Annotated in this window: 5 protein-coding genes and 1 tRNA gene; 4 read left to right on the top strand and 2 right to left on the bottom strand. The window is 53.0% G+C overall.

Features of this window, described 5'->3' with window-relative positions:
* Window positions 1–508 precede the first annotated feature (508 nt).
* The 4 genes from Q0Z93_RS08655 to Q0Z93_RS08640 all read left to right on the top strand — a co-directional run bounded on the left by Q0Z93_RS08655 (window position 509) and on the right by Q0Z93_RS08640 (window position 6,511).
* A complete protein-coding gene (locus Q0Z93_RS08655) occupies window positions 509–1,801 on the top strand; it encodes a glycosyltransferase family 4 protein (protein ID WP_363291694.1) in 1,293 nt (430 codons plus the stop codon).
* A 76-nt stretch (window positions 1,802–1,877) separates the two neighbouring features.
* Window positions 1,878–3,068: a glycoside hydrolase family 57 protein gene (locus Q0Z93_RS08650; RefSeq protein ID WP_298064569.1), complete on the top strand. Its 1,191-nt coding sequence runs from the start codon at window positions 1,878–1,880 to the stop codon at window positions 3,066–3,068.
* 1,486 nt (window positions 3,069–4,554) lie between these two features.
* Entirely contained in the window at window positions 4,555–5,787 is a 1,233-nt protein-coding gene (locus Q0Z93_RS08645) for a glycoside hydrolase family 27 protein (RefSeq protein WP_298064568.1), read from the top strand.
* A gap of 55 nt (window positions 5,788–5,842) precedes the next feature.
* A complete protein-coding gene (locus Q0Z93_RS08640; protein ID WP_298064567.1) occupies window positions 5,843–6,511 on the top strand; it encodes a hypothetical protein in 669 nt (222 codons plus the stop codon).
* 732 nt (window positions 6,512–7,243) lie between these two features.
* Here Q0Z93_RS08640 and Q0Z93_RS08635 read toward each other — a convergent pair.
* Window positions 7,244–7,315: transfer RNA gene (locus Q0Z93_RS08635), tRNA-Arg, on the bottom strand.
* A 76-nt stretch (window positions 7,316–7,391) separates the two neighbouring features.
* Window positions 7,392–8,414, bottom strand: a complete 1,023-nt coding sequence (locus Q0Z93_RS08630) for a beta-ketoacyl-ACP synthase III (protein WP_298064566.1) — start codon at window positions 8,412–8,414, stop codon at window positions 7,392–7,394.
* Window positions 8,415–8,622 lie beyond the last annotated feature (208 nt).

Below are 8,622 nucleotides of genomic sequence, written 5' to 3'. Positions count from 1 at the left end.
GTGTTTTGACTTAAGAAGCCCGTGCGGGTGCGCGGGCTTCGACAAGGCGAAACCGATTCCCGGTGACTTCTTTGCTTACTTTGACCTGCGGTCTTCCTCGCGCTGCCTCGGCATAGCCCGCAAGCAGTCTCTGCCCTCGGTACGCTGCTCGGTTCTTGGTCACCCAAGAAAGGAAGGGCCCCCCGCGGCCTGAGCGGGAGGAGAAGAAAAAACTCTACCCCCGGCGAGGGAACGCCCGTAGAACTTTCCGCCGGAGAGAAAGCCCGCCGGCCCGAGGCAATTATCAAAGAAAAAAGCCTCCGCGACATGAGCGGTGAAGTGAAAAAAAGTGCCCGCCCGGCAGGAGGGCAGCGAAGAAAAAGGTCTTTTTTAAATAAAAAAGCCCGCAGAGCTTTCCACTGGAGGAAAAGCCCGCCCGCTTGAGACGAAAAAATCGCATCAGAAACTTTGCCCGACTTGCGGGCAAGACAAAATATTTATCCATGAAAACAAGAAAGGATCGGTACCTATGAGAGTATTAATGTTCGGCTGGGAATTTCCCCCGCATATCGCAGGGGGGCTGGGTACGGCATGCTACGGACTCACGCGCGGACTGTCGAAATTAGGCGTCAAGGTGATCTTTGTGGTGCCGAAAGCCTACGGCGACGAAGACCAGCGCTTTTTACAGATCAAGAACGCATCGGAAGTCGAAGCGCCCTACGGAACGCTGGAAACCGAAGACGAATTCTGGAAACAGCTAACCTTCATTCAGATCAACTCCAACATGGTGCCCTACCTGAGCCCGGAGGAGTACGAAAACGAATGGAGCGAATTCCAGCACGGGAAACGGCGCGGCGTGCCTCAGGATATTTGGAAACAGCGGTATAACTTCAGCGGGAAGTACGGCGCCAATTTGATGGAGGAAGTGGCGCGGTACGCGATGGTCGCCGCACAGGTGGCCAAGGAGCTGGAAGGGCAGTTCGACGTGATTCATGCACACGACTGGCTGACCTACTACGCCGGGATCGCCGCCAAACGGGTCTCGGGGAAGCCGCTCGTGGTGCACATGCACGCCACGGAATTCGACCGGAGCGGGGAAAATATCAATACCGTGACGTATAACATCGAACGAGGCGGAATGATGGCCGCCGATCGCGTGATGGCCGTGAGCAATCTGACCCGGAATATCGTCATCGAAAAATACGGGATCAGTCCGGACAAAGTGGTGACGGTGCACAACGGAGTGCGGTTCAAGACACACGAAGGGCCGGAGGAAGAGCGCGGGGTGGATGATAAGATCGTCACGTTCCTCGGACGGATCACTTACCAGAAAGGGCCGGACTATTTTGTCGAAGCGGCAGCGAAAGTCTTGAAACGGATTCCGAACGTGCGGTTCGTGATGGCCGGGAGCGGGGACATGCTCAACCACGTGGTGCGGCGGGTGGCCAAGCTGGGAATTTCCGACCGGTTCCACTTTACCGGATTTCTCCGGGGGGACGAAGTCAGGCGGATGTTTGAACTGAGCGATGTATATATCATGCCGTCGGTCTCCGAGCCGTTCGGGATCTCGCCCCTCGAAGCGATGAAATCCAACGTGCCGGTCATCATCTCCAAACAGTCGGGGGTGGCGGAAGTCTTGACCCATGCGGTCAAGGTGGACTATTGGGACGTGGATGCCATGGCCGACGCGATTTACAGCTTGGTGACCTATCCTGCGCTCCATAACATGTTCATTACCAAAGGACAGGAAGAAGTCACGACGCTCAAGTGGGACAATGCGGCCAAACATGTACTGGACGTTTATAAATCGGTTGTGAAGTAACGCTTTATTACCCGTAGCGGGCCTGTACCCTCTTACCTTTTTGAAACCGAAACCGAATACTCAACCTCAACAGCATATGAAAAACCTCAATCTATACTTTCAGGTACACCAACCTTTCCGGCTGAAGAAATATCGGTTCTTCAACATGGGGAAAGACCATTTCTATTTCGACGACTTCCTGAACCGCAGCATTTTGCAAAAGGTGGCGGAAGAATGCTATCTGCCGATGAACCGGCTGCTACTTAAACTGATAGGGGAACATGGGGCGGAAAATGTGCGGGTGTCATTCTCCGTGTCGGGGATCGCGATCGAACAGTTCAAACTCTATGCACCGGAAGTGATCGACAGTTTCCGCGAGCTGGCGCAGACGGGTGCGGTGGAGTTCCTGGCGGAAACTTATGCACACTCGCTCGCTTCGCTGACCAGTAAGGACGAGTTTGAACGGCAGGTGCGGCTGCATGCGGACACGATCGAAGAGCTGTTCGGCATGCGGCCGGTAACATTCCGGAATACCGAGCTCATTTACAGCGACAGCATCGGCGAGATGGTTTATAATATGGGGTATCACACCTTGCTGACCGAGGGGGCGAAACATATCCTGGGATGGAAGAGCCCGAATTTCGTGTATGCCAATGCGATCAAGCAGGAACAGAAATTGTTGCTGCGCAATTTCCGGCTGAGCGACGACATCGCCTTCCGGTTCTCGGATCAGGGGTGGGACGGCTGGCCGCTGACGGCGGACAAGTACATCGACTGGATCGCGGATCAGGAGGGGGAAATCATCAACCTCTTCATGGACTACGAAACGTTCGGGGAACATCAGAAACGGGATACGGGAATATTCGAGTTCATGGAACAGTTCATCGCACAGGTGGTGCGGCATCCGGAGCTGCAATTCCGGACGCCGAAGCAGATTGCGGCGAAGTATGAACCGGTGGGGGTACTCCATGTGCCGCATCCGATCTCGTGGGCGGACGAAGAACGGGATATTACGGCCTGGTTGGGAAACGAATTGCAGGACGAAGCGTTTGGCAAACTCTATTCGCTGGAGGATAAGGTCTGCCGGCTGGATGACCCAGATATGACGAGGGTGTGGTATGCCTTGCAGTCTTCCGATCACTTCTACTATATGTGCACCAAGTGGTTCTCGGACGGGGACGTGCACAGCTATTTCAATCCGTATGATTCGCCGTATGATGCGTTCATGAATTACATGAACGTTTTCAGTGATTTCAAGCGCGAAGTCGAACGGCGGGTTCATGATTAAATGCGCGGTATTTTACCATTCTTTATTCTATATCGTTCCACCGGCTTGCGGACCGCGAACCATCGCGCATTGGTGGCGGAAGAGGGAAATCATCGGTTTCAACTCACGTTGAAACCGATTGATTTTCTCGGCGCGCGAGCATAGTTCGAGATAGCTCCGGTTCCAGCAAAACGAAGTTTTGCAAGCCCGCCGCGGGCACGCGGCCCCACGCGGGAGCGCAGTTCTCTCAAACTCATCCGCGCGCCGACGCCGAAAGAGGAAAATCGACGGTTTCAACTCTTGTTGAAACCGATTGATTTTCCCGGCGCGCGGGCATAGTTCGAGATAGCTCCGATTCCAGCAAAACAAAGTTTTGCAAGCCCACCGCGGGGCCCCGTTGGGGCTTTTATTGGAGTTTGCAAAAACTTATTTAAGCGGGGCCTGCCCGGTCTGAGGGCGGTACCTCTTTGGGGTAGTTTATCTTGCTGCCGGCAGGCCAGTAAAACAGCCAACGACTGCGGATCGCGCGCCGAGCGGCACCGCGCGCGACGGCTGGAGTAGGAAATCGTTCAAAAGCATGAATTGCTTTTGAACAGGATTTCCGCCAGCGCGCAGGACAAGTACAGTTTCGGGTCGCAGTTTATTTGATTCCGACAACAACGGCCAGAGCTAACGGGGAGACGGCCAATAAAACAGCCAACGACTGTGGTTCGCGTGCCGAGTGGCACCGGCATCCGCACGCCACGCCTTACAGAGCGAAATCATTTCGACAAACGACAGTTTGCTGAAATAAGATTTCGCTGGCGCGTGAGAATTGTTCGGGGTAGTTCCGGTTCCAGCAAAACGAAGTTTTGCAAGCCCACCGCGGGCACGCGGCCCCGCGCGGGAGCGCAGTTCTCTCAAACTCATCCGCGCGCCGACGCCGAAAGAGGAAAATCGACGGTTTCAACGAGAGTTGAAACCGATTGATTTTCCCGGCGCGCGAGCATAGTTCGAGATAGCTCCGATTCCAGCGAAACGAAGTTTTGCAAGCCCGCCGCGGGGCCCCGTTGGGGCTTTTATTGGAGTTTGCAAGAACTTATTTAAGCGGGGCCTGCCCGGCCCGAGGGCAGTACCTCTTTGGGGTAGTTTATCTTGCTGCCGGCAGGCCAGTAAAACACCCGAAGGGTGCGGATCGAGTGCCCAGCGGCACCGACACCGCGCGTCGACGCCGAAAAAGGAAAATCGTTCAAAATCGATTTATGATTTTGAACAAGATTTTCCCAGCGCGCGGGGAAAGCACAACTCCGGGTCGCAGCCCGCGCGCAGCCCGCGGAGAACACAACTCTCGCGCAAACGATTAAAAAGTAGCGGGCCTCCGCTGCGGGAGGCTGCGGCCTGACATGGGGAGATCGCAACCAAAGTCTTTTCGAGTGCCGAACGGCACCGTCCGACGCCAGCCAAACCCGCAGCCGCAGCCACGAAACGGAACAAAAAATCATTACCCCACAATAAAACAAAATCGTTTATGCAACTGAAACATTGGATCATCGCAAGTTTACTATTGATAGCCGGGAGCGGGACAGCGCAGGCCCAGCGAGAGCCGACACCGATCGATACGCTGGCCTTGACCCCGCCGATGGGGTGGAACAGCTGGAACCAGTTCGAGTGGGAGGTCAGCGACTCGCTGATCCGCGAGATCGCCGACGCGATGGTCGAGAACGGCATGCGCGACGCCGGGTATCGATACATCATTATCGACGACTATTGGGTCGGCGGACGCGACACCAAGAACCGGATGTTTCCCGATCCCGTGCGGTTCCCGGAAGGGATGAAAGCGCTGGCAGACTATGTGCACAGCAAGGGACTGAAACTCGGGATCTATTCCGATGCGGCGGAACTCACCTGCGCAGGGGTAACGGGCAGCCTCGGTTTTGAAGAAATCGACGCGCAGACTTTTGCAGACTGGGGGATCGATTACCTGAAATACGACTACTGCCACGCACCGAAAGACCGCACCACGGCTTTCACACGATACAAGAAGATGGGCGACGCGCTCAAGGCGACAGGGAAACCGATCGTTTACGCCATTTGCGAGTGGGGAGGTCGGAGCCCGTGGCTGTGGGCAAAGGCGGCGGGGGGACATCTGTGGCGAACCACCTACGACTCGCGCGACGGGTGGCGGGCAGGCGACGATTTTCTGGTCGGCATTATGGATATCTTCGACACGCAGGAAGGGCTGGAACGCCATGCGGGGCCGGGCGCGTGGAACGATCCCGACCTGCTGATGGTGGGGCTGTACGGGAAAGGGAAATCGTCGTCGCCGGACGAACGGTTCGCGGGGTGTACGGACGAGGAATATAAGACCCATTTTGCGCTGTGGTGCATGCTGGCGGCGCCGCTGATCGTCAATAACGACCTGCGGGATATGTCGGACTTTACGCGCGAGCTGCTGACCAACCGGCATTTGATCGCGGTGGATCAGGACTCGCTCGGGCGGCAGGGATATACTTTCATGCGTTCGGACGATTTGCAGTACCTGCGCAAGGAGCTGAAAGACGGGGTGGCGATCTGCATATTCAACCGGTCGGACGCGCCGAAATCTTTTGTGTTCGATCCGGTGCGGGACGCGGACATTCTCTATCCGGCGGAGGTGACGAACGCGTGGACGGGGAAAACCTCGAAAAAGGGGCTTGTACGGGGGACATTGCCGGCACATGGGTGCGAGGTCTATGTCTACCGGCGGAAGAACGTCAATTAAATGCACAATATATTTTGAATGTAAAATAGAAATTAGGCGCTAATTCTTGATGTAAATGAAAACTTTTTGTAGGTTTATTTTGTATTTGGTCGCTGGTATTTGTTGTGTGTCGCCGCTTTCAGCGCACCCGAAAGTTTTGGCGCCGACATTGTTATTGTCTAATACTGCAACAGGATTGTCTTTGGAACAACAGGCGACCAGAATACAAGTTTTCCGTATTTTGAATCCTGTGATACGGAACGGAATGTTGGAAATAAGTGACGATACTGCCTGCACGATATCAGATTTGGATATGGAACCTTATTTTGAATATGCTCGACAGTATTGTCAATTGTATAACGCTTTGCAAAAGAATCTCGGGTCGATTATGGAGAACGATATTCCGGCAGAGGTTACTCCGGTTGGCGTACAGGTACTGATGGACTATGTCGATCGGGACTCCAGTGGATTTTTTGTTTTGGGTATTTCTAAGGAAGATGCCTTGAAGACGGGGATATTGCCGGAACAATATGAACGAGTCGAGTCGGAAATCCGAGCAAACAATCGATCCGTCGCAAAATGGATCGAGAAAGGCAGTTTGCGTGAGAGAAAGAATTTGAAAAGTACGATGATTTCTGCCTTGGGGGTGCGTGTCGAGCCTGTGTACAGTCAGGATCCGGCGTTACTTCGGATATACGACGATTTTGAAAAAGCTTTTGTTCGACTCAATCAAAAATTTAAATAATCAGGACACAAGAATTACTTGCAATTTGGGGCTGTGGGCTGTTTATTTTTAGATACTTAAAATCCGATCCGGCAGCCACTTTACGACAATACTTGCAGTAAAATTAGAGTTCAATAGATGGGTATACTGGATATATCCTTTTTAATCCAATGTGAAAAGCAGTACATTCTGACAAAAACAAGTGAATTCCAATAAAAATGGATCAGCTTTGTAATTCGTGCATAGAGATAATGCAGCGTTTAAGCCACTTGACAGGAATTAGTTATGTAACAATTAATGTCGTTTTGTTTATAATTATAAATCCTCTGTCTACTTTTTTAGCTGTAATTTCAGCTATAGTTATAGCTAAAGCTAAACATCACAAAGTTGTATTATAGGTATGATTATCGGTATTATAGCGGTTTTACTTTTGGTGCCGTATTCTGTTTGACCTGTATGTCAATGATGAGATCCTAACAGTATAATTCCAACAAACAATGAGGTAGTCAGCCCTTAATGGATGAATACTCTGTATTGTACCGGCATTTTTTATTAATCGTTTTTGTTTCGCGCCGATGTCAATCCGAATCTTGGGTCGGATTGACGCCGGCGTGTGGACAGAATAGCGTTCAATGACAGAAGAAGGGCCGGTGCCTGCAAGGGTCGACGAGTGAGAGCGGGTTTCGGCCCGCCTCGGGGAGAGGAAGCGGCCCATTCTCTTTCCAGTACAGAAAGAGAATGGGCCGCTCGCGGTAGCCACAACAGGACTCGAACCTGTATTTAAAGTTTAGGAAACTTCCGTTCTATCCCTTGAACTATGCGGCCATTCACCACTTACGTATCATGATTGCTCCAGCGGTAGGTGAGGATACGCCTGTTTCTATGCAATAAGATGTATCGTCTACTTGTGCATCGTCCCGCCGTCGTACGCCCACCGCAGGTAAATCGCCCCCCACGTAAATCCCCCGCCGAACGATGCCAGTATCAGGTTATCCCCTTTCTTGAGCCGCGTTTCGTAGTCCCACAGGCAGATCGGAATCGTCGCCGCGGTCGTATTCCCGTACTTCTGGATATTGATCATGCACCGGTCTTCCGGCAGCCCCATCCGGTGTGCCGTAGCGTCTATAATGCGTTTATTGGCCTGATGCGGCACCAGATACCGCACGTCTTCCGCCGTCAAATGATTCCGCTCCATCACTTCGACCGCCGTATCGGCCATGTGCGACACCGCTGCCTTGAACACCGGCTGCCCTTCCTGATGCACATAATGCCACCGGTTGTCCACCGTCTCGTGCGAGGCCGGATAGCACGACCCTCCCGCCTTAAGATAAAGGTGTACGGCTCCCGATCCGTCCGAGTGCAAGCTGGCGTCAATCAGTCCGAGCCCTTCCGTATTCGGTTCCACCAGCACCGCCCCTGCTCCGTCCCCGAAAATCAGGCAGGTCGTCCGATCTTCATAGTCGATGATCGAGGACATCTTATCCGCCCCCACGACAATGACTTTTTTGTAAGTCCCCGATTCGATGAATTTGGCTGCGGTGGTCAAGGCAAACAGAAATCCGCTGCATGCCGCCGACAGGTCGAATCCGAATGCTTTGGTCAATCCGGACTTATACGCTATCAAGTTGGCGGTGCTCGGAAATGCCATGTCTGGTGTCACGGTGGCGCAGATCACGAGGTCGATGTCCTGCGGGTCGACTTGTGTCTTTTCCAACAGGTCCCGCACGGCGCGTTCGCCCATATAAGAGGTACCTTTCCCTTCTCCCTTGAGAATGTGCCGGGTCTTGATCCCGATCCGACTCATGATCCATTCGTCGGAGGTCTCGACCATCCGGCTGAGTTCTTCGTTGTCGAGTATGTATTTGGGAAGATAGGCTCCCACGCCGGTTATCGCTGCTGTAATCTTATTCGCGGTCTTACTCATGCTTCTCTTTTAATTGTTCGTTTATTCTTCGCCTTAGTTGGAGGCAACCGTACCTTTTCTGAAGAAAAGGTACCCAAAAGACTTTCAGATAGCTACGCTACTCCTTAGGCTCCGCAGTCCTCTTGCATTGTGTTTTCTTTGGGGTGTGGCAATAGCGGGTATAAGGTAATCACTCGATAACCCGCTATTGCTCACACCCCAAGAAGAT

Source organism: uncultured Rikenella sp., from assembly GCF_947628055.1.
Lineage (GTDB): Bacteria > Bacteroidota > Bacteroidia > Bacteroidales > Rikenellaceae > Rikenella.
The sequence above is the reverse complement of the archived record's forward strand: the minus strand, read 5'-3'. Positions and strand labels throughout refer to the sequence as shown.

What these genes read in the sequence shown, in the direction of transcription:
- Q0Z93_RS08655 (WP_363291694.1), top strand. Translation starts at nt 509, where the DNA reads ATGAGAGTATTAATGTTCGGCTGGGAATTTCCCCCGCATATCGCAGGG.
- Q0Z93_RS08650 (WP_298064569.1), top strand. Translation starts at nt 1,878, where the DNA reads ATGAAAAACCTCAATCTATACTTTCAGGTACACCAACCTTTCCGGCTG.
- Q0Z93_RS08645 (WP_298064568.1), top strand. Translation starts at nt 4,555, where the DNA reads ATGCAACTGAAACATTGGATCATCGCAAGTTTACTATTGATAGCCGGG.
- Q0Z93_RS08640 (WP_298064567.1), top strand. Translation starts at nt 5,843, where the DNA reads ATGAAAACTTTTTGTAGGTTTATTTTGTATTTGGTCGCTGGTATTTGT.
- Q0Z93_RS08630 (WP_298064566.1), bottom strand. Translation starts at nt 8,414, where the DNA reads ATGAGTAAGACCGCGAATAAGATTACAGCAGCGATAACCGGCGTGGGA.